The following is a 19,485-nucleotide window of genomic DNA, read 5'->3' on the forward strand; positions in this document are numbered from 1 at the left end:
CCGCGATGAAAGAAATGCCCCCCGAAGCCCTTGAGCAGGTCGCTGCCTACTTCCAGGTTCTTGCCGAACCCACGCGGCTGCGCATCCTCAATTTGCTGCGGGACGGAGAGAAAAACGTGGGAGACCTGGCGCAGCAATGTGGCTACACGGCGGCCAATGTCTCCAGGCATCTGTCGTTGATGACCAAACACGGCCTTGTGGCCCGGGAGGGGCGCGGGACCAGCGTGTACTACCGGCTGACCGATGAGTCGGTCGATGCCTTGTGTGATCTGGTCTGCGGCAATATTGCACGCCAGCTGGAGCGGGACTCGGCGGCGCGTGCTGCGTTTCAGGTGGTGCGCTGAGCCGTTTCAGTGGACTAACCCACCAGATTTCTGGGCGCAGTGGCCCGCCCTAAAAAACGCCCAGCGCCAAACCCTGCGCCATCGCTTCGCCCAAGGATCGGCAGCGTTCCAGTTCATCGCTGCAGATGCTCTTCCTGGCCAGAATCGCTTCTGGCGTCTGCGCGTGGGTGCAGACAATGAGGGGCTCTGCGATGGCCCGCAGGCGCCAGCCGGTCGCAATGCGTTCCATCTGCCGGGCCGCGTTGTGCCCATCGCTGCCCGCGCAGACCAGGCATGCATAGGGGCGGCCATTGACGTGGTCGAGCACGGCGTAGTAGCTGCGGTCAAAAAAATCCTTGAGTTGTCCGCTGATGGCTGCAAGGTTTTCCGGGGTGGCAAAAATGAACCCATCCGCGCCCAGCACGTCTGCGGCGCCAGCCTGTGAGGCATGCAGCAGTCGCACTTGAACGGCCCCATCCTTGTCGGAGCAAGCGCCTGCCCGTGCTGCATCTGCCATCTGGCGCGTGCCATCCGTCATCGAGTGGTAAACGATCAACAAGGTCTTGCGGGGGCTCATGGGTAAAGCATAGCCCCTCGCCCTGTGACCCCTGAAGACCCGCTTGCCGCCATGCAGGGGCGGCCCCATTGACCCGCATTCGAGAAGCGCGTTCAATCCGCCAAGATGCCCGGTTGGTTGCAAATTGTCGCAATCGGCACGAAGCCCAGGGGGCAGTGCTAGAGCGCCGCCGCAACGCAGATTTCTTCCTTGCAGAGGTGACACCATGAGCATTGCCAGACGTCTTCATGCCATTTCCTTCCTGCTGATTGCAGGACTGGCCGGGATCGCCGTACTGGCCTGGATCTATCTGGGTGAGGTCAATCACCAGACCGAACTGGTGGCTCGGGAAGAGGTGCCGCGCCAGCTTCAGGCCAGTGCCATGGAGTTGAACGTCACGCGGGTTTCCTTGCAGGTTCGCCATGCCATCCTGGTCCGCACACCCGAAGACCTGGCCGCCACGCTCGCAGATATCGGCGAGAAAAGGCGCCTGATTGACAAAGACCTTGCGGGCTTCCAGCAAGCAGTAAATTCGGCATCGGAAAAGGCACTGAGTGCCGAATTGACCCAAGGACTGGAAGCTTTCTGGCGGGTTGCCGAACAGAACCTGCAGTTGATCAAGGAAGGAAAGAAGGAGCCAGCGTTTGACTTCCTGGTCGCGTCCACGATACCTACGCGCAATGTGGTGCTGGCCGTTCTTGCCAAGGAGAAGGAACACCAGTCCAAGCTGCTCGATGCCAGCCTTGCCGAGATTGGGCGGGACGTCAAGCTGACCTTGCGTGCGCTGGTGAGCTCCGTCGTGGTGGTGGCTATCGGGCTGCTGCTGTTTTCGTGGCACATCGGCGCTACCCTCCTGCGCCGGGTTGCCGAGTCACAAGCCGTGGCCGACCGCGTGCGCAATGGCGACCTCACCACGGCGGTGGTGGATGCGTCGCAGGATGAATTCAGCCCCCTGCTGGCAGCGCTGGCCGTGATGCAGGACTCGCTGACCCGCATCGTCAGCCAGGTGCGCAGTGGTTCGGAAACCGTGGCGGCGGCCAGCGCGCAGATATCCATCGGCAACAGCGACCTTTCCACCCGGACGGAGAACCAGGCCAGTGCGCTGGAGCAGACCGCTGCCGCCATGGAGGAACTCAATTCCACGGTGCAAAACAATGCGCAGAATGCACGCCAGGCCAATGCCCTCGCCCAGAGTGCATCCACGGTGGCCAAGCAAGGGGGCGATGTGGTGTCGAAAGTGGTGGACACCATGAGCGGCATCAACGAAAGCTCCAAGAAGATTTCCGAAATCATCGGTGTCATTGACGGGATCGCGTTCCAGACCAACATCCTGGCCCTGAATGCGGCCGTGGAGGCTGCCAGGGCGGGTGAGCAGGGACGGGGTTTTGCCGTGGTGGCCTCGGAGGTGCGCAGCCTCGCGGCACGCTCTGCGGAGGCCGCCAAGGAGATCAAAACGCTCATTGCCACGAGTGTCGAGCGGGTTGAGGCTGGCACCGTGCTGGTCGGCACCGCCGGGCAGACCATGAAAGAGGTGGTCTCGTCCATTGAGCGGGTGACGGAGACGGTGGCGCAAATCAGCGCGGCCGGAACCGAGCAAAGCGAAGGGGTGAATCAGGTCAATGTGGCGGTGAACCAGATGGACCAGGCCACCCAGCAAAACGCAGCGCTGGTGGAGGAGATGGCAGCAGCAGCCTCCAGCCTGAGCACCCAGTCGAGGAAGTTGGTGGAAACGGTCGCAACGTTCAAGCTCTCCGGCGTTGCCCAGCCACTGGAATCGGGGCAGCATGCGGGCCAGCGCCTGATGCTGGCCTGAACGTCAGCGCCCTGACAACAAGCCTCGGGCGGAGTGCTGCACATCAGGGGCGGCGAGCCGCTCCTTGCGCAGGGCCAGCTTGCGGTACAGCGTCTGGCGGCTGATGCCCAGGGTGCGCGCTGCGTGGCTCATGTTGCCCCGGCAGCTCTCCAGCGCCTGCTGGATGGCCGATTGGGACAGTTCATCCAGGTTTTGCGGAGGGCGCTCCGGGGTGGTTGGCGTGGCAAAACGATCCACGTTTTGCAGTTCTTCCAGAAAGTCATCCGACAGGTGGTGCCATTCCACCATCTCCTCGTGCGCGTCCAGCATGGCGCAGGCGGTGCGCAGCACGCTGGCGCATTGGCGCAGATTGCCCGGCCAACGGTATTTTTCCAGCGCTGCCGTCAACGAAGGGTCCAGGCGCAGGGGGCGGGCGGGTTCAATGTCCTGGAGCATGCGATGGCTTAGCGCTTCGAAGTCGGTGCGCTCGCGCAGGGGGGGCAGCTCGACCGCCAGACCGTTGATCCGGTAGTACAGGTCGGTGCGAAACCGTCCCTGCTCCGCCTCTTCGCGCAGCTTGCGGTTGGAGGCGCAGATGAGGGCAAAGTCCACGGCCACCGGCTGCGCGCTGCCCAGCGGCACCACCTGCCGCTCCTGCAGCACGCGCAGCAGCCGCGTCTGGAGGGCCAGCGGCATGTCGCCAATCTCATCCAGAAACAGCGTGCCGCCATGGGCTTCGCGCAGCAGGCCCAGGCGCCCCTCCCGACGGCCGCCGGTAAACGCCCCGGGGCTGTAGCCGAACAGCTCGGACTCGATGAGCGACTCGGGCATTGCGGCGCAGTTGATGGCAATGAAGGGGCCGTCGCGGCGCGGGCCACTTTGGTGTGCACTGCGCGCAAACCACTCCTTGCCCACCCCGGATTCGCCCTGAATGAGCAGGGCGATGGGCTTGCCCAGAATGCGCCGTGTTTTGGCGGCCGCTGCGCGCCAGCGGGCATCGCCGGTGTCCAGCTGGGCCAGCGCATCCTCTGGCGGGCGGGCGGGCGCAGATGGGGGCAGGGTCCGCACCGTGCGCTTGTCGGGCACTGGCAGCCCAAAAAGCGGGGCGCCATCGTGCCGCCGCAAGAACAGCGGCGCGTCGGGCCGGCGGTGATGGCGCGCCAGAAGCTCTTGCAGGTCCACGTTCAGGATCTGGTCCAGCGAGATGCTGCCCAGCTGCGCCACCGAAATGCGCAGCAGCGCCAGCGCACTGCGGTTGCCGCCCACCAGCCAGCCGTCTTCCGAGACCAGCGCGATGCCTTCGGCCACGGTGCCAATGCCCTCAGGGTGCGTGTGCAGGTGCAGGCGGACATGGCGCTGGCTGCCCGACACCAGCAGCCGGTTTTCGATCATGTGGGCGGCGGTGCTTACCAGCCCCAGCGTGTGGGGGTTGCCCCGGCTGTGTTCGCTGGAGATGTCCAGAATGCCCAGTATCTGCCCGGTGGCAGACAGGATGGGGGCGGCGGCACAGGTCAGAAAGCCGTTGCGCTCCAGAAAATGTTCTGCGCCGTGCACTTCCACGGGCGCCATTTCGGCCAGCGCGGTGCCGATGGCGTTGGTGCCGCGCTGCTTTTCGTGCCACGAGGCGCCGCTGGTCAGGGCCACCCGTTCGGCCTTGCCCAGAAAGTAGGCGTCACCACAGGTGTCCACCAGCGTGCCGCAGGGGCTGGCCAGCACCACCACGCTCTGGCTGTCGCGCACCTGCTCAAACAGGTACTCCATCACGGGGCGCGAATGCGCCAGCAACTCCTGGTGGTGGCCGCGCAACTGCCGCAAGGCCTGGTGCTCCAGGTTGTCGGGGTTGCCCAGCCGCCCGGTGGGCAGCAGGCCGCTGTCCAGGCTGCGCTGCCACGACCGTGCCAGGCGCTCGTCCACGAGGCCGATGGGGCATTGGCCTGATTCCAGCAGGTGCTGGCGGGCTTGCCGCAGTGCCACAGATGTGGAAGTGGATCGCATGGTGTTTGTCTCCTGCCCGGGCGTCATCAATGCAATGCGCCCTGTTTGAAAGCCAGTATGGCGGCGGCCAGAGGCCAGGGCAATAGCAAGCGCTGAGGGGCCGCTTCAACTGTTCCATTTCGTGACAGGTGTCGCGTTCTGGAGCGGACACCTTAACGGCCGATGGGTTGTGCATTCTTGCGGACGCGCAAACAAAGCCATAAAAATCAAACACTTAGCAGGTGGGACAGGTTGGCACGGGTTTTGAGTCATGTCCTCTATCTGGCGGCGCGGTGTGCCGACCAGATGTCCACAAATCCACCGGAGACAGACAACATGACCGTTTACGCAGCCCCCGGCGCCGCTGGCGCCAAGATCGCCTACAAGCCCCAGTACAACAACTTCATCGGCGGCCAATTTGTGCCCCCGGTCAAGGGCCAATACTTCGATGTGATCTCGCCCGTCAACGGCAAGATCTACACCCAGGCCGCCCGCTCCACCGCCGAAGACATCGAGCTGGCGCTGGACGCCGCCCACGCCGCTGCCGACGCCTGGGGCAAGACCGACGCCGCCACGCGCAGCAACATCCTGCTGAAGATTGCCGACCGCATCGAGCAGAACCTGGAGCTGCTGGCCTATGCGGAAACCGTGGACAACGGCAAGGCCATCCGCGAAACGCTGAACGCCGACATCCCACTCACCGTGGACCACTTCCGCTACTTTGCGGGTTGCGTGCGTGCGCAGGAAGGCGCCCTCTCCAACATCGACGAGAACACCGTGGCGTACCACATCCAGGAACCACTGGGCGTGGTGGGCCAGATCATTCCGTGGAACTTCCCCATCCTGATGGCGGCGTGGAAACTGGCGCCTGCCCTGGGCGCGGGCAACTGCGTGGTGCTCAAGCCGGCAGAGTCCACCCCCATTTCCATACTCATCCTGGCCGAGCTGATTGCCGACCTGCTGCCGCCCGGCGTGCTCAACATCGTCAACGGCTATGGCCGTGAGGCGGGCATGCCGCTGGCCACCAGCAAGCGCATTGCCAAGATCGCCTTCACCGGTTCCACCAGCACAGGCCGCGTGATTGCGCAGGCCGCCGCCAACAACCTGATTCCCGCCACGCTGGAGCTGGGCGGCAAGAGCCCTAACGTGTTCTTCGCCGACATCATGGACAAGGACGATGCCTTCCTCGACAAGTGTGTGGAAGGCCTGGTGCTGTTCGCGTTCAACCAGGGCGAGGTCTGCACCTGCCCCAGCCGAGCGCTGATCCAGGAAAGCATCTACGACAAATTCATGGAGCGTGTCTTGAAGCGCGTGACGGCCATCAAACATGCCAACCCGCTGGACTCCGACAGCATGATGGGCGCGCAGGCTTCCAAGGAGCAGCTCACCAAGATCCTGTCGTACCTGGAACTGGGCAAGGCCGAAGGCGCCGAAGTCCTGGCCGGTGGTGGCCAAGCCCACCTGGGTGGCGACCTGGAAGGCGGCTACTACGTGCAGCCCACGCTGTTCAAGGGCCACAACAAGATGCGCATCTTCCAGGAAGAAATCTTCGGTCCCGTGCTGGCCGTGACCACCTTCAAGGACGAAGCCGAAGCGCTGGCCATTGCCAACGACACGCTGTACGGCCTGGGCGCCGGTGTGTGGAGCCGCAACGGCAATGTGGCCTACCGCATGGGCCGCGCCATCAAGGCTGGGCGTGTGTGGACCAACTGCTACCACGCCTACCCGGCGCACGCGGCGTTTGGCGGCTACAAGGAATCGGGCATTGGGCGCGAAACGCACAAGATGATGCTGGACCACTACCAACAAACCAAGAACCTCTTGGTGTCGTACTCTGAAAACAAGCTGGGCTTTTTCTGATTGGGAGTTGTGGTCCACAGAACGCCGCTGGCGTCGTTGCTCCGTCTTGCCGTAGCGCTGCTACTGTCTGCGACGGCGCGCCTAGCCATCGGCGCTCTGTGAACCACCGTGACGCTGCTGTGAAACCACTTTGGGCACAGCAGCATTTTTTTGGCCCATCAGGAGATCACCATGGTCGAGAGAGTCATTGCCACCGACGCAGCCCTGGCGCTGATTGCGCAGCTGCAGGTGCAGCATGGGAGTGTGATGTTTCACCAGTCGGGTGGCTGCTGCGACAACAGTGCGGCCAACTGCTACCTGCCCACCGATCTGACCATTGGGGCGGGGGATGTCTTGCTGGGGCATGTGGGCGGCGCGCCGTTCTACATCGGAAAATCGCAGTACGAGTACTGGAAGCACACGCAGCTCATTCTGGATGTGATTGACGGGCACGGCGGCACGTTTTCGCTGGAGGGCAGCACCGGCAAGGCTTTCCACACCCGCTCGCGCCTGTTCACGGACGAGGAATGGGCTGGGATTGAACCGCTGGTCGCCCGCGATCTGGCGTGATGCGAGGCGGTGCTCTCTTTACGCGCCGTCGCCGGCGTTGCCCGTGATCGGCAGCACGGTGCCGGTGATGTAGCTGGAGCAGCACGGCGCTGCAAGAAATACGTAGGCGGGTGAAATCTCCTCGGGCTGCGCCGGGCGGCCCAGGTGGGTCTTTGCACCAAATTTTTCGATGTCGTCTGGCGCCTTGTCCGCTGGGTTGAGCGGGGTCCATACCGGCCCGGGGGCGACAGCGTTCACTCGGATGCCTTGGTCGGCAAGGTTGTGGGCCAGGGCCTTGGTGAACGCATGGATGGCCCCCTTGGTGGCCGAGTAGTCGATCAGTTCCTTGCTGCCGCGCAGCCCGGTGACGGAGCCGGTGTTGATGATCGAGTCACCCCGGTGCAGGTGGGGCAGGGCTGCCTTGGCCATGTGGAAGTAGCCGTAGATATTGGTCTGGAACGTTTCGTCAAAACGCTCGGCCGTCAGTTCTTCCAGGGATGCCGCATGCTCCTGGAATGCCGCGTTGTTGACCAGCACATTGAGCTTGCCAAAAGCGGTGACCACCTGCCGCACGGCATCGGCGCAGTACGCAGCGTCTTTGACGTCGCCGGGGATCAGAATGCACCGGCCGCCTTCGGCTTCCACCAGCTGGCGAGTCTGCTCGGCATCTTCATGTTCCGCCAGGTACGCAATGGCAACGTCCGCGCCCTCGCGGGCAAACAGCACGGCCACCGCGCGGCCAATGCCCGAGTCACCGCCAGTGACCAGGGTAGAGAACCCTTTGAGTTTGTCGCTGCCCCGGTAGTGGGCTGCCTCGAACTGGGGCTTGAGTTCCATGTCCGCCTCCAGGCCCGGTTTGGTGAGGTGCTGGTCGGGCAGCGGAGGTGCCGGTTCCGCATGACCCGGCCCCGGTGCCGCTGGACTGCCTTTGCCCTGCGTGGGTTGTGCCTTGCTCTTTGGAGGCTGGTGTGTGTCGTGGCGGTCCTGCTCGGTCTGGATCCGCCTCTGCTTCTGGACCGTTGCATGGACCGCTGTGTCGGAAGGGGGCGTTTTGGATGTGTTCATGGCAGAGGGTGCTGGCTCAATGAATGAAAGAAAAACGAAGCGCAGTGGTGTGGCGCGCTGAATGAAGGCCGCAACAGAGGCAAAAAGTAAGGCCGCGCTGCTTCCGAGGTGGAGGCAGCGCGGCCCGAGGTCACAAGGCGGACGCCCCACCGCCGGCTTGCGGCTTGGCGTGCGCCCGTTTGGCCTGTATCAGTCTCACGGCAAGGCGCCGCTCGACGGATCAGCGCTGGTTCTGGGGTGTGCGGCGGGAAGAATCGCCATGTTGCTCACGGCTTCCCTGATTGCCGCTGGAGCCCGAAGGGTCGTTCTGCCCCTGCTGGCGGTTGCCGGATGGATCGTTGCTTTGCTCGGCCTGCCGGCTGCCCTGATTCTTGCGCTGGGAGTCGTTGTTGTCGGTGTGCTGGTTCTGGCCTTGAGGGTTGTTGCTGGACATTGATATCTCCTGGTGAAAGAAAAGAAAAATTGCACACGGGGGGCCGTGTGTGAATTCATTCTCAAAATGCACCAGGGCAATTTCTGTAGTCCCTGTCCTATAGGCGGGTCGTCCTTTTTCCATCTGCCGTAAGCAAACGCACGCCAGGTTTCTGCATCTTTCGAGGCGCGCAAAGGTGCGTGGGATTCTTCTGGATAGTGCAGCGTGGCGCTTTGGCTGTGCTGGCGGGAAGTGCGGGGCGCGTGCGCTAAAGTGAGCCGTTCATTTCTCGCCTGACTATGCGCAACTGCTGCGAGCGTGGTGGATGGCTTAAATGCTATAAAAATAATAGCTGTTTGCGCTTGTTCATCAAGCGCTAGGGCCCTATTGCACTCAAAATTTGATGCGCAATCCGACCAACCTGGAGGCGCACCACCACCAGCGCGCTTCCCGTGCCGCCGGCCTACGGACCGGCGGCGATGCAGCTCAGTAGGTCTCCAGGTGCAACCGTCCTTCGCGCTGGAGTGCGGCGCCCACAGCGTCCCACTCCAGGCCGGCTTCGCTGGCGATGTCGCGCAGGGCCATCACCACGCCTTCTTCCATGCTCTTCAGGCCACAGACATAGAAGTGGCTGTTGCCGTCGCGCAGCAGCGCAGCCAGGTCAGCGGCGCGCTCGCGCATCAGGTCTTGCACATAGCGCTTGGGCTGCCCGGCGGTGCGGGAGAACGCCAGGTTGATGTCGATGAAATCCTTGGGGAGGTTTTGCAGCGGGCCAAAGTACGGCAGCTCCTGCTGCGTGCGTGCGCCGAAGAACAGCATGAGCTTGCCGCCTTCAAACTTGCCGCTGCTGCGCAGGCGCCGACGCCATTCGGTCATCGCGCGCATGGGGGCGCTGCCGGTGCCGGTGCAGATCATCACGATGTGCGAGCGCGGGTGGTTGGGCATCAGGAAGGAGCTTCCAAACGGCCCCACCACCTGGACCTTATCGCCCACTTTCAGGTCGCACACGAAGTTGGAAGCGATGCCGCGCACGGCGTTGCCGTCGTGGTCGGTGGTCACGCGCTTTACCGTGAGCGCCAGGTTGTTATAGCCGGGCCGCTCGCCATTGCGCGGGCTGGCGATGGAGTACTGGCGCGCGTGGTGCGCCTTGCCCAGCGCGTCGGTGCCGGGCGGGATGATGCCGATGGACTGCCCCTCCAGCACCGGGAACGGCATGCTGCCGAAGTCGAGCACCACGTGGTGCGTCTCGCTCTCAAAGCCCGCCTCGGTGCAGTTGAAGTTGCCAACCACGGTGGCGGTGGTGGGGCTCCTCGGGGGGAACAGGTTGGTGTAGGGGTGTGCGGCCGACCAGGGCGGCACCGTGGCGCCGTACTGCGCCGAGCGGAACGCCTGCGTGCCCGGCTCCATGGGCGTGGTCGGTGCAGCCGGTGCGGACGGCAGCTTTGTATCGCCGGTCGACGTTGCCACACCCTCGGCAGCCAGTTCATCGGGCGTGAGTTCGGACGGCAGTTCTTCCCAGGTGAGCTGTTCTTCGATGCTGTAGGCGCGCGCCAGCGGCATGGTGCGCCAGTTGTCGATGGAGCCGGTGGGGCAGGGCGAGATGCAGGCCATGCAGCCGTTGCAAACATCGGCGCGCACCACGTAGTTGTTGTCGTCGTGTGTGATGGCACCCACCGGGCAGGTGGCCTCGCAGGTGTTGCAGCGGATGCAGATCTCGGGGTCGATCAGGTGCTGCTTCAGGATGCCGTTGTCGATCAGCGTGGTGGTGGTCATGCCCATATTCTTCTTCCAACAGTTGTTCCGGTGCCATGTCCCTGCGCCATTGCGCGCAGCGGTAAGCAGTGGCGCGACCTGATGCCAGTGCCATCGCGGAACCGGCTTTGCCGGGCCGCTGGAGGTGTCCCCTTCAGGGGGAAAACGCGCAGCGGCTCAGGGGGATCAACCAAACCGCACGTATTCGAAATCGACGGGCTGGCGGTTGATGCCCATGACCGGCGGCGCGATCCAGCCCGCAAACTTGCCGGGCTCCACCACGCGCCCCATCAGCGAGGCAACGAAGGCAAAGTCCTCGGGCGTGGGCAGCCACTCGGCCTTGCGGGCTGTCCATTCGGCTTCGCTCACCACGCGGCCGTCGGGTGACATCTTGATGCCCGCCAGCGCCCCGATCTGGCGGTTGAAGGCCTTGTGTGGTACGGCCAGGCGCGTGGGGATGCCGGCCTTTTCCAGCACCTTGTTCCAGCGACCTACGCCCGCCATCGAGTCCTTGATGAAATCGTCGCGCAGCACCTCGTTCAAGGCGTTGAGCATGGGCACTTCCTTCTCCTGCAACTGGCCGTTGACAACTTCCAGCACCTTGTAGGTCTGGCCCTTGAGGATGTGGTCGTCACTCCGCTTGCCCTCTTCGTAGCGGCCCTTGAGGCCGGAGCTATAGAACGTGGCGGCGTTGCTGGACTGGTCGGCACCGAACAGGTCGATGGTTACGCTGTAGTGGAAGTTCAGGTAACGCTGGATGGTAGGCAGGTCGATGGCACCGGCCGCGCGCACCCGGGCGGGGTCGTCGGTCTTGAGGTCGTTCATTACCTGCGCGGTGCGGCTGAGCACGCGCGAGATGCCACTTTCGCCCACAAACATGTGGTGCGCCTCTTCGGTCAGCATGAACTTGGTGGTGCGCGCCAGCGGGTCGAAGGCACTCTCGGCCAGCGCTGCCAGCTGGAACTTGCCGTCACGGTCGGTGAAGTAGGTGAACATGAAGAACGCCAGCCAGTCGGGCGTCTTCTCGTTGAACGCGCCCAGAATGCGTGGGTTGTCCACGTCGCCCGAGGTGCGCTGCAGCAGTGCCTCGGCCTCTTCGCGGCCGTCGCGGCCAAAGTGCTTGTGCAGCAGGTAGACCATGGCCCACAGGTGGCGGCCTTCTTCCACATTGATCTGGAACAGGTTGCGCAGGTCGTACATGCTGGGCGCCGTCAGGCCCAGGTGGCGCTGCTGCTCGACCGAGGCGGGCTCGGTGTCGCCCTGCGTCACGATGATGCGGCGCAGGTTGGCGCGGTGCTCGCCGGGCACGTCCTGCCAGGCCTTTTCGCCCTTGTGGTCACCAAAGTGGATTTCGCGGTTGGCGTCACCGGGGTTCAAAAAGATGCCCCAGCGGTAGTCGCGCATCTTCACGTGGCCGAACTGCGCCCAGCCGTTGGGGTCCACGCTCACGGCGGTGCGCAGGTACACCTCGTGGTTGGTAGAGCCCTCGGGGCCCACGTCGTCCCACCAGTTGATGAAGTTGGGCTGCCAGCCTTCGAGCGCGCGCTGCAACGTGCGGTCTTCGCCGAGGTTGACGTTGTTGGGGATCTTCTCGCTGTAGTTGATGGTGCTCATGGATGTCTCCTCGTTGGATGGAAAACCGAACGGTCGGGGTTGGGGCTAGACGCGATTCAAGTCGAAACCGGCTTTCTGGCCCGTGCCATAGACCTTGAGCGCGCCTTTGTCGCCCACGGCGTTCGGGCGGTTGAAGATCCAGTTCTGCCAGGCGGTCAGGCGGCCGAAGATGCGTGTGTTCATGTTCTCCTTGCTGGCAAAGCGCAGATTGGCCTCCAGCCCGGTGAGCGAGTCGGGCGACATGGCCGCGCGTTCTTCGATGGCGATGCGGATCTCGTCGTCCCAGTCGATGTCATCCGGGGCGGCGGTGACCAGGCCGAGTGCCAGAGCGGCATCGGCGTCCAGTGGCTTGCCGGCGGCCGAGCGGGCTGCCTCCATGGGCGTGGCTTCTTCGTAAAAGCGGCGTTGCAGGCGGCTCTGGTCGTTCACCATCGGCAGCAGGCCGAAGTTGAATTCGTTGAGCGTGATCTTGGGCGCGCGCTCGGCATCGTCGGGCAGGGCGAGCATGTAGGTGCGGTCGGCCGCAAACGCCAGTTCTGCCAAGGAGCCTGCAAAGGCCGAGCCGGATTCGACCAGCGCAAACAGGCTGCGCGACGACACATCCAGCCGTGCAAAGGTGCGGCGCAGTGCGCCAATGGTTTCGCGCACGAGCCAGTGGTCCTGGTGCGCGATCAGCGTGGCATCGCTGGCCAGCACGGCCTGGGCATCACCTTCGGTCTTGAGCAGCCAGGTGCCGATATCGAGCTCGTTGGTACGCAGGTTCAGGATGGCGTCGTCCAGCTGGCGCGCCAGGGCCAGCGGCCACCAGGCGGCGCCTGCGGCTTCGATGCCAGCGATGTCCGTGGGTTGCGCGCCGGTGGGGGCCTTCAGCGTGAGCGTGGCGGTGCGGCGGGTGCGGTCGATGTCCACGCTGACGTGTGCGTAGCGCAGGCTGTCGGCGCTTTCTTCGCGCTCCACGCGGGTCAGGGCCACGCCCTGCGCGCTGGTGGGGCGGGGGCTGCCTTCGGCCAGGCGTGCGGCGGTTTCATCGACGGTGGCGGCAAATTGCGCGGGCTTGGCGATGCGATCCACCAGGCGCCAGTCCACCGCGCGTTGGCCGCGCACACCTTCCACGCTGGTGCAGAAGATGTCGGCGAGGTCGTGGCGCACATGGCGCTTGTCGGTCACGCGGGTCAGGCCGCCGGTGCCGGGCAGCACGCCCAGGAGCGGCACTTCAGGCAGCGACACGGCCGACGAGCGGTCGTCCACCAGCACGATCTCGTCGCAGGCCAGGGCCAGCTCGTAGCCACCGCCCGCGCATGCGCCATTCACGGCGGCGACGAACTTCAGGCCCGAGTGTTTGGACGAATCCTCGATGCCGTTGCGCGTCTCATTCGTGAACTTGCAGAAGTTCACCTTCCAGGCGTGGCTGGAGACACCCAGCATGAAGATGTTGGCGCCCGAGCAAAAGATGCGGTCCTTGGCGCTGGTGACGATGACGGTGCGCACCGTGGGGTGTTCGAAGCGGATGCGGTTGAGTGCGTCGTGTAGCTCGATGTCCACACCCAGGTCATAGCTGTTGAGCTTGAGCTTGTAGCCGGGGCGGATGCCACCGTCTTCGGCGATGTCGAGCGACAGGCGCGCCACCGGGCCGTCTACGGCCAGCGCCCAGTGGCGGTATTGGGTGGGATCGGTGCGGTAGTCCACGCGGGTGGGGGCGGGTGTGGTCATGGGGTCTCCATCCATCTGCTAACAGGAATAATAGTGCATTAAATGCATCGTTGATGTGCATCATCGTGCATATCAATAGGCAAGTCAATGCATGTCGCTGTTTTCTGCGGATTTTTCTGAAACCACGCGGCGGCAGCCCCAGAGAGCTTCGAGGCTGTGGGCTGGTGGTGGGGAGGAGGTCAGCCTGGCCGGGCGGTCATCAGCTTGCGCACTCCGGTGCGCAGTTGCTGCAGGCTGTCTTCCAGGCTGCTCCCGGAGGTGTCGATGGTGAGGTCGGCTTTGGAATAGAAGGCCGCGCGCCCTTCCAGGATGCGGCGCAGGTCGTCCATGGCCTCCTTGCTGGCGGCCATGGGGCGCATATCGCCCTGGGCCAGCACGCGGCCCATGTGTTCCTCGGGTGCGGCGCGCAGCCACACGGTGGTGCAGTGCGCGAGCAGCTCGTTGAAGGTGGCGGGGTCCGAGACGATGCCACCGGGCGTGGCGATAACCACTTCGCTGTGGATCTGCACGGTTTCTTCGAGGGCGCGGCGTTCGTAGCGGCGGTAGGCCGTGGTGCCGTACAGGTCGTGGATCTCCCGCACGCTGCAGCCCGCCAGGGTTTCGATCTCGCGGCTCAGCTCAATAAAGGGCACGTCCAGGTCGCGCGCCAGCAGGGGGCCCAGGGTGGATTTGCCCGCGCCCCGCAAGCCAATGAGTGCGATGCGCCTGTGGCGTGCCGTGTCGCTGCCACCGCCGCTCAACAGTTCGTTCAGCGCCAGCCGCGCACGGCGCAGCTCGGGCTCGCTGCGGTGCTCCAGTAGCTCCCGGATCAGCAGCCATTCCGGCGAGCGTGTGGTGAAGTCGCCCACCAGCTCGGCCAGCGAGCAGTGCAGGGCGCCTGCCACTTGCTGAAGCACCAGGATGGACGCGTTGCCGGTGCCGTATTCGAGGTTGGCCAGATGCCGCTCGGACACGTCGGCCGCCACCGCCACGGCCTTGCGCGTGAGGCCGCGCTGTGCGCGCAGGTTGCGCACGCGCTCGCCCAGCGCGACCAGCAGGGGGTTCTTGGCCTCTTCCGCAGCCCCCGGCATGTTGTCGGCAGGCGTGGAGAGCGCGGTTTCTGCGTCTTCTTGTTCGGTCATGCCCATCTTTCTTGGAACAGGTTCTTACAGCCCATTGGCGGGTATTGGTGGGTAGTGGCAGGTCGAGCGCGCTCAGGGACGCCTCACCACGGCGCGTTTCCACCCCGTCGGAGAAAACAATTTATGCACTATAGTGCTTGACATTCGGTCATGCATTACCTATCGTTCATGTGCAAGCAAAATACTGCACATCTGAAAAATCCACAAGGATACAGATCAAAAAGGTGTGCGGGCCCCCATTTTCCTAGCCCCCGAGAAGCCATGCCCCACAAAGCCGCATTTCATCAAGCCTTGGTGGATCTGACCGCGCAGATCGCCGGGCGACCTCTGGATTCCGAACTGCAGGACTGGCTCAACCAGACCCATGGGCCTGACAGCGCTGCCTATGCAGGGCTCAAAGCGGCCTGCCTGGTGGGCGTGGAAGAGGGGTGGCTGTGCGACCGCGAAGGTGGCGGCATCCGCTACGGCCGCGTCTTCAAGGCTGACGATGCATTGCACCGCTTTTCCGTCGATGTGGTGGACATGCAGGACATTGCGGGCCCTCACCACAGCCACCCTCTGGGGGAAATCGATTTGATCCTGCCGCTCACGGCCGGTGCCACCTTCGACGGGCACCCCGCTGGGTGGTGCGTCTATCCACCGGCCAGCGCCCACCGCCCCACGGTGGCCCAGGGGCGTGCGCTGGTGCTCTATCTGCTGCCGGAGGGGCAGATCCAGTTCACACGTTAAAGCGGTCCCTCCTTTCTGGCGCTTCTCGCCATACCGATCCCTTTTTTTGAAAGACCTGCATGACTGAACTCCTGGCCAACTTTGCCGCTGGACGCTGGCAAACCGGAAACGGCCCGGGCACCGTGCTCAGCGACCCGGTGTTGGGCGACGCGCTGGTGCGCGTCGATTGCACGGGGCTGGATCTGCCGGAAGCCTTTGCCTTTGCACGGGATCGCGGCGGCGCCGCCTTGCGCGCCATGACCTACCGTGAGCGGGCCGCGCTACTGGCGGCGGTGGTGAAGGTACTGCAGGCACACCGTGAGAGTTACTACGACATTGCAACCGCCAACTCTGGCACGGTGAAGAACGATTCGGCGGTGGACATCGACGGCGGCATCTTCACCCTGGGCCAGTATGCGCGGTGGGGCGATGCGCTGGGTGATGTGCGGGTGCTGCGCGATGGCGACGCGGTCAAGCTGGGCAAGGAGCCGGTCTTTTTGTCGCAGCACCTGCAGGTGCCCACGCGGGGTGTGGCGCTGTTCATCAACGCCTTCAACTTTCCCGCCTGGGGGCTGTGGGAGAAGGCGGCGCCTGCGCTGCTGTCTGGCGTCCCGGTGATCGTCAAGCCCGCCACCGCCACGGCCTGGCTCACGCAGCGCATGGTGAAGGATGTGATCGATGCGGGTGTGCTGCCCGTGGGCGCGCTGTCGGTCATCGCGGGCAGCTCTGCGGGTTTGATGGACCAGCTGCAGCCTTTCGATGTGGTCTCCTTCACGGGCTCGGCGGAAACTGCGGCTGTCATCCGGTCGCACCCGGCCGTGGCGCACCGCTCGGTGCGGGCCAATATCGAGGCCGACAGCCTGAACTCTGCCATCCTGCTGCCCGATGCCACCGTGGGCAGCGATGCCTTCAACCTGCTGGTGCGTGAAGTGGTGCGCGAGATGACGGTCAAGTCCGGGCAGAAGTGCACGGCGATCCGCCGCATTTTGGTGCCCGCTGCGGTATACGACGCTGCGGCCGAGGCCATCGGTGCCAAGCTCGCAGGCATCAGCGTGGGCAACCCGCGCAACGAGAGCGTGCGCATGGGTTCCCTGGTCAGCGCCGCGCAATTGCACGCGGTGCGCGAAGGTCTGGCCGCTTTGAGCGCCCACACCGACCTGCTGCACGATGGCCGCGCACGCCCGCTGGTGGATGCCGACCCTGCCGTAGCGGCCTGCATGGGGCCGGTGCTGCTGGGTGCACGCGATGCCGATGCAGCATCTGCGGTGCATGACATGGAAGTATTCGGCCCTGTCGCCACGTTACTGCCCTACCGTGACCTGGACCATGCCCTGGCGCTGGCGCACAGGGGCCAAGGATCGCTGGTGACCTCGCTGTTTGGTGCTGACGAGGCAGCCTTGGCCGCTGCGGCCGTGCAGCTGGCCGCGAGCCACGGGCGTGTGCATGTCGTCACACCCGATGTGGCGCAGGCTCACACAGGGCACGGCAATGTGATGCCCATGTCGCAGCACGGGGGGCCGGGGCGCGCTGGTGGTGGTGCAGAGCTGGGCGGCTTGCGTGCGCTCGACTTTTACCACCAGCGCAGTGCGGTTCAAGCCAGCCCAGGTGTGTTGGCATCGCTCGGTCTATGAGGCCTTCCAAGGCCTGTGAATTGCCCAGAACAATACGGAGACATCCCCATGACCAGCCTGCCAGAGCGATTCAATTTCGCCGAACATCTGTTCGACCTGAACCGGGCGCATGCCGAGCGCACGGCCTACATCGACGACCGGGGGCGCCTGAGCTATGGCGATCTGGAAGACCGCGCCCGGCGGCTGGCCAGCGTGCTGGCTGAGGCGGGGGTGCGGCGCGAAGAGCGGGTGCTGCTGCTGATGCACGACACCAGCGACTGGCCCGTGTGCTTTCTGGGCTGCCTGTATGCAGGGGTGGTGCCGGTGGCGGTCAACACCCTGCTGACCGCAGACGACTATGCCTACATGCTGGCGCACAGCCGGGCGCAGGCGGCGCTGGTATCGGGGGCCTTGCTGCCGGTATTGTCCGAGGCCATGGCGCGCGGTCCTCATGAAGCGGGCACGCTGCTGGTATCGCTGCCGGTGGGCAAGCTGCATGCGGGCGCCCGCGATCTGGAGGCGGCCTTGAACAGTGCGTCTCCGTTGGCCGCACCAGCGCCCACCGGCGCGGACGACCCGGGCTTCTGGCTTTATTCGTCGGGCTCTACGGGCAAGCCCAAGGGCACGGTGCACACCCACGGCAACCTGTGGTGGACGGCCGAGCTGTATGGCAAGCCGGTGCTCGGCCTCACCCAGCAGGACGTCTGTTTCTCAGCCGCAAAGCTGTACTTCGCCTACGGCCTGGGCAATGCGCTCACCTTCCCGCTGTCCGTGGGCGCCACTGTGGTGCTGATGGCCGAGCGGCCCACGCCCGATGCCACCTTCAAGCGCTGGGTGGACCACCAGCCCACGGTGTTTTTTGGCGCGCCTACAGGCTTCGCGGGCATGCTCGCATCACCCCGGTTGCCAGCGCGTGCGGCGGTGGCGTTGCGCATGTGCTCCTCGGCAGGCGAGGCGCTGCCCGCAGAGATCGCGCAGCGCTTCAAGGCGCACTTTGGCTGCGACATCATCGATGGCATTGGCTCCACCGAGATGCTGCACATCTTTTTGTCCAACCGCCCGGGCGACATCCGTTATGGCACCACCGGCAAGCCCGTGCCGGGCTACGAGGTGGAACTGCGTGCCGAGGACGGCCAGAGCGTGCCCGACGGCGAGGTGGGCGACCTCTACATCCGGGGCCCCAGCGCTGCTTTGATGTACTGGAACAACCGCGAGAAGACGCGCGACACCTTCCAGGGCGGGTGGACCAAAAGCGGCGACAAGTATGTGCGCGACGCGGACGGCTATTACACCTACGCAGGCCGCAGCGACGACATGCTCAAGGTCAGCGGCATCTACGTCTCGCCGTTCGAGGTGGAGGCCACGCTGATGCAGCACACCGCCGTGCTGGAGGCCGCCGTGATCGGCAAGCATGACGCAGACGGCCTTACCAAGACGAAGGCGTTTGTGGTGCTCAAGGATGGCAAGGCCGCGACGCAGGACGAGCTCAAAGCCTTCGTGAAGGAGAAACTCGCGCCCTACAAGTACCCGCGTTTCATCGAGTTCGTACCGGAGCTGCCCAAGACCGCCACGGGCAAGATCCAGCGTTTCAGGCTGCGCGAGCTGGAGTCCCGGGCGTGAACGGGGGCATACGCGGCGGTACCAGCGGGGGCAGCGAATGGGCCGCCATCGACTGGCGAGGTCGGCCGGTGCAGGTGGAATACCAGTGGATTGCGCCAGAGCGCCGGTCTGCACCTTTGGTGGTGTTCCTGCACGAGGGGCTGGGGTCGCTGGCGATGTGGAAGGACTTCCCGCAGCAGCTGTGCGAGGCGGGAGGCTTTCGGGGTCTGGTGTTCTCGCGGCCGGGGTATGGGCGTTCCACCCCACGGGCGCCCGATGAAGCCTGGGGTGTGGACTTCATGCACCGGCAGGCGCGGGAGGTATTGCCTGCTTTTTTGGAGGCTGTGGGCGTTAACGAGCCGCCCTGGTTTTTTGGCCACAGTGATGGCGCATCCATTGCCTTGCTGTATACATCGATGTTCCCGCAGCGGGTCAGCGGTCTGGTCGTGTTGGCGCCCCACCTCTTTGTGGAGGATGTGACCATCCAGAACATCGAGCAGGCGCGGAACGCCTACCAGACCACCGACCTGCCCCGCAAGCTGGGCCGTTACCACGACGACCCGGACTCCGCTTTCTGGGGCTGGAACCGCATCTGGCTCGACCCGACATTTCGCGCGTGGAACATCGAAAAAGAGCTGGGCACCGTGTGTGTGCCCGTACTGGCTGTGCAGGGGCTCAATGACGAGTACGGCACGCTGGCACAGATCCACGGCATTGCTGCCCGCGTGCCCGGAACACAGCTGCTGGAACTGTCCGATTGCGCGCATTCACCCCACCGCGATCGTTCCGACGATGTGATCGCTGCGACCTTGGCGTTCGTGATTGCAGCAGGCCGAAATCCGTGAACACCCGATAGGCCTG

16 protein-coding genes are annotated in these 19,485 nt (G+C 64.5%); 8 read left to right on the plus strand and 8 right to left on the minus strand.

Going from position 1 to position 19,485, the window contains the following annotated elements; genetic code table 11:
- Window positions 1–5 precede the first annotated feature (5 nt).
- Complete coding sequence (locus AC2YJX_RS22575; protein ID WP_055395322.1) at window positions 6–344, plus strand: ArsR/SmtB family transcription factor; 339 nt, start codon at window positions 6–8, stop codon at window positions 342–344.
- Window positions 345–393: 49 nt separating this feature from the next.
- Here AC2YJX_RS22575 and AC2YJX_RS22580 read toward each other — a convergent pair whose 3' ends face one another.
- A complete protein-coding gene (locus tag AC2YJX_RS22580) occupies window positions 394–900 on the minus strand; it encodes a flavodoxin family protein (RefSeq protein WP_487257340.1) in 507 nt (168 codons plus the stop codon).
- Window positions 901–1,105: 205 nt separating this feature from the next.
- Here AC2YJX_RS22580 and AC2YJX_RS22585 point away from each other — a divergent pair, with 205 nt between their 5' ends.
- Window positions 1,106–2,692, plus strand: coding sequence for a methyl-accepting chemotaxis protein (locus tag AC2YJX_RS22585; RefSeq protein WP_121508553.1), 1,587 nt, complete (start codon window positions 1,106–1,108; stop codon window positions 2,690–2,692).
- A 3-nt stretch (window positions 2,693–2,695) separates the two neighbouring features.
- Here AC2YJX_RS22585 and AC2YJX_RS22590 read toward each other — a convergent pair whose 3' ends face one another.
- Window positions 2,696–4,666: a sigma-54-dependent Fis family transcriptional regulator gene (locus tag AC2YJX_RS22590; protein WP_487257341.1), complete on the minus strand. Its 1,971-nt coding sequence runs from the start codon at window positions 4,664–4,666 to the stop codon at window positions 2,696–2,698.
- A gap of 315 nt (window positions 4,667–4,981) precedes the next feature.
- Between AC2YJX_RS22590 and exaC the strand changes: the two genes are divergently transcribed.
- Window positions 4,982–6,505: an acetaldehyde dehydrogenase ExaC gene (gene exaC, locus AC2YJX_RS22595; protein WP_218301670.1), complete on the plus strand. Its 1,524-nt coding sequence runs from the start codon at window positions 4,982–4,984 to the stop codon at window positions 6,503–6,505.
- A 171-nt stretch (window positions 6,506–6,676) separates the two neighbouring features.
- Window positions 6,677–7,054, plus strand: a complete 378-nt coding sequence (locus tag AC2YJX_RS22600; protein ID WP_487257342.1) for a DUF779 domain-containing protein — start codon at window positions 6,677–6,679, stop codon at window positions 7,052–7,054.
- Window positions 7,055–7,072: 18 nt separating this feature from the next.
- Here AC2YJX_RS22600 and AC2YJX_RS22605 read toward each other — a convergent pair whose 3' ends face one another.
- The 6 genes from AC2YJX_RS22605 to AC2YJX_RS22630 form a co-directional block, all read right to left on the minus strand.
- A complete protein-coding gene (locus AC2YJX_RS22605) occupies window positions 7,073–8,098 on the minus strand; it encodes an SDR family oxidoreductase (RefSeq protein ID WP_487257343.1) in 1,026 nt (341 codons plus the stop codon).
- A gap of 220 nt (window positions 8,099–8,318) precedes the next feature.
- Window positions 8,319–8,531, minus strand: coding sequence for a hypothetical protein (locus AC2YJX_RS22610; RefSeq protein ID WP_055395311.1), 213 nt, complete (start codon window positions 8,529–8,531; stop codon window positions 8,319–8,321).
- A gap of 465 nt (window positions 8,532–8,996) precedes the next feature.
- Window positions 8,997–10,283 carry a benzoyl-CoA 2,3-epoxidase subunit BoxA gene (gene boxA / locus AC2YJX_RS22615; protein ID WP_121422866.1) on the minus strand — a complete coding sequence of 429 codons (1,287 nt, stop codon included), beginning with the start codon at window positions 10,281–10,283 and terminating at the stop codon, window positions 8,997–8,999.
- A 165-nt stretch (window positions 10,284–10,448) separates the two neighbouring features.
- The gene (boxB, locus tag AC2YJX_RS22620) at window positions 10,449–11,876 is read right to left on the minus strand and encodes a benzoyl-CoA 2,3-epoxidase subunit BoxB (protein WP_431150729.1); all 1,428 of its coding nucleotides are present in this window, start codon (window positions 11,874–11,876) and stop codon (window positions 10,449–10,451) included.
- Window positions 11,877–11,921: 45 nt separating this feature from the next.
- Window positions 11,922–13,586 (minus strand): 2,3-epoxybenzoyl-CoA dihydrolase, encoded by a 1,665-nt coding sequence (boxC, locus tag AC2YJX_RS22625; protein WP_487257344.1) that lies wholly within the window; start codon window positions 13,584–13,586, stop codon window positions 11,922–11,924.
- A 179-nt stretch (window positions 13,587–13,765) separates the two neighbouring features.
- Window positions 13,766–14,707 (minus strand): helix-turn-helix transcriptional regulator, encoded by a 942-nt coding sequence (locus AC2YJX_RS22630; RefSeq protein WP_218301674.1) that lies wholly within the window; start codon window positions 14,705–14,707, stop codon window positions 13,766–13,768.
- 261 nt (window positions 14,708–14,968) lie between these two features.
- On the opposite strand from AC2YJX_RS22630, the gene AC2YJX_RS22635 reads away from it, so the two are divergent.
- The 4 genes from AC2YJX_RS22635 to AC2YJX_RS22650 are packed head-to-tail and all read left to right on the plus strand — an operon-like array spanning window position 14,969 to window position 19,469.
- Complete coding sequence (locus AC2YJX_RS22635; RefSeq protein WP_431150726.1) at window positions 14,969–15,436, plus strand: 4-hydroxylaminobenzoate lyase; 468 nt, start codon at window positions 14,969–14,971, stop codon at window positions 15,434–15,436.
- Between the two features lie 59 nt (window positions 15,437–15,495).
- Window positions 15,496–17,046 (plus strand): 3,4-dehydroadipyl-CoA semialdehyde dehydrogenase, encoded by a 1,551-nt coding sequence (locus AC2YJX_RS22640; RefSeq protein ID WP_431150724.1) that lies wholly within the window; start codon window positions 15,496–15,498, stop codon window positions 17,044–17,046.
- A gap of 48 nt (window positions 17,047–17,094) precedes the next feature.
- Complete coding sequence (locus AC2YJX_RS22645) at window positions 17,095–18,645, plus strand: benzoate-CoA ligase family protein (RefSeq protein WP_487257345.1); 1,551 nt, start codon at window positions 17,095–17,097, stop codon at window positions 18,643–18,645.
- Window positions 18,642–19,469, plus strand: coding sequence for an alpha/beta fold hydrolase (locus AC2YJX_RS22650; RefSeq protein ID WP_487257346.1), 828 nt, complete (start codon window positions 18,642–18,644; stop codon window positions 19,467–19,469). Before AC2YJX_RS22645 ends, AC2YJX_RS22650 begins: the two co-directional genes overlap by 4 nt.
- Window positions 19,470–19,485: the final 16 nt, after the last annotated feature.

This window comes from Acidovorax sp. SRI_002 (genome assembly GCF_057586455.1).